The organism is Atopococcus tabaci DSM 17538, assembly GCF_000429585.1.
Taxonomy (GTDB): Bacteria; Bacillota; Bacilli; order Lactobacillales; family Carnobacteriaceae_A; genus Atopococcus; species Atopococcus tabaci.
In genome coordinates this window covers 1-1,439 of sequence record NZ_AUCD01000129.1, presented here as the reverse complement: position 1 = coordinate 1,439, position 1,439 = coordinate 1, and the positions used below count along the sequence as shown (strand labels likewise).

Here is a 1,439-nt window from a genome sequence, read left to right as displayed (position 1 = left end):
ATTTTGACTTCTTCTTTCCAGTCAACTTGGGCTGACAGGCCAGGTGTATGTTCAATTCGTACCGTTGCTTTCTTAATTTTCTCTTGCTTAAAGGAACGGCAATATTGTTTGACTAAACTGTAACTCCCGTCAAATCCTTTCTTCTCAATAAACTTAAAAATACTATAGGCACTACATTGGTCTTTCAGCTTCTCTTCGATAATTGCTTTATAGGGATCCAGTTTACTCGGCCGCTTCTTTCTCTGTACCGGTCTTTTTCCTCCTTCTAAAGCTTCATGATAGGCTGCTTTGACTGTTCGATAATCACAGCCGTATTGTTTCGCTAACGCGGCATAATTAGGTTTGATGCCATCTATCATATGTTTCTCCACTCCTTCTCGAATATCTTTTCTCATCCTGATTCTTCCATTTCTGAAAAGGGGATAAGAAAAGTATATAAAAAAATGTAGGAAAACCAACAATTTTAAATTGCCGATTTCCTACATTATATAACTGCCTTTTACAACAGTTCCGCCCAGGCTCCGGGAGCGCCCGGAACGGTGACGGGAACCCAGCCGTAAGTCGGCATCTTTTCATGGCCGCGTGCTTTCACTGCCTCAATGGAGATGGACTGCGGGGATTTTCCGCTACCGTTTAAGCCGTGGAGTTTTCCTTTTGTCCAGACAAGGGCGAATAGATCGCCTCCGATGCCGTTGGTGGTCGGTTCCACCACGGTCAAGCAGGCGGCCGTGGCGATGGCCGCATCGATGGCGTTTCCGCCTTTTTGGAGAACCGACAGTCCGGCCTGCGCGGCCAGTGGTTGGGACGTACCGACCATACCGTTTTTTGCATAAATGGGTTTTCTGGAAAGGGCATAGGGATTGGATGGGTTTTTGACAAATTGCATCATATCGTTCCTTTCTGCTATTCGGTTGTTTGATAAAAACGAAACAACGATAAGTAAGAATGATGTATAAATTAGAATAACATTATAAGAAGAAAAAGAAACCTTTAAAATAAAAAAGCGCCTGAAAACTTAAATTTCCAGACGCTACTTCATTATTTTAATTTATTTAACCGCTCCACGCGTTTGCGTTCTTTTCGATCGTCTCTCCACAAATAAAACATATACGTAATTTGATACCCTGCTGCGGCCGCACATCCATGGCTCACAAGCAGTTTCAGATGATGCAGAACGCCATTTTCAATGAGGGATTCCTGTGGAAACAACCACAAGCCCACACAACAAAACTCCGAATAAAACGACCCGTGATTTATACGGATATTTCACCAACCATTTAGACACATAAACCATTCTTTTCTCGTTAGTTTGAAAATTCTCGTTTAGTCTAGCATATTTTTAACATATTTGATTTGTCAAATTAAGCGAGACAAAATATCATTGTCTACATGATCTAAGAAACACTCAAGTGGTGTTCGATAATTTAATGACTTTCTTG

2 protein-coding genes and 1 pseudogene are annotated in these 1,439 nt (G+C 41.6%); all 3 read right to left on the bottom strand.

Features of this window, described 5'->3' with window-relative positions:
- Positions 1 to 395, bottom strand: a pseudogene (locus G470_RS0111635) (IS21 family transposase); the annotation flags it as partial.
- 104 nt (positions 396 to 499) lie between these two features.
- Positions 500 to 889 carry a gamma-glutamyltransferase gene (locus tag G470_RS0111630; RefSeq protein WP_028274936.1) on the bottom strand — a complete coding sequence of 130 codons (390 nt, stop codon included), beginning with the start codon at positions 887 to 889 and terminating at the stop codon, positions 500 to 502.
- Positions 890 to 1,038: 149 nt separating this feature from the next.
- Positions 1,039 to 1,221 (bottom strand): hypothetical protein, encoded by a 183-nt coding sequence (locus G470_RS0111625; RefSeq protein ID WP_028274935.1) that lies wholly within the window; start codon positions 1,219 to 1,221, stop codon positions 1,039 to 1,041.
- Positions 1,222 to 1,439: the final 218 nt, after the last annotated feature.

Bases quoted from the DNA above. Each gene is read 5' to 3' on its own strand.
- G470_RS0111630 (WP_028274936.1), bottom strand. From the start codon at position 889: ATGATGCAATTTGTCAAAAACCCATCCAATCCCTATGCCCTTTCCAGA.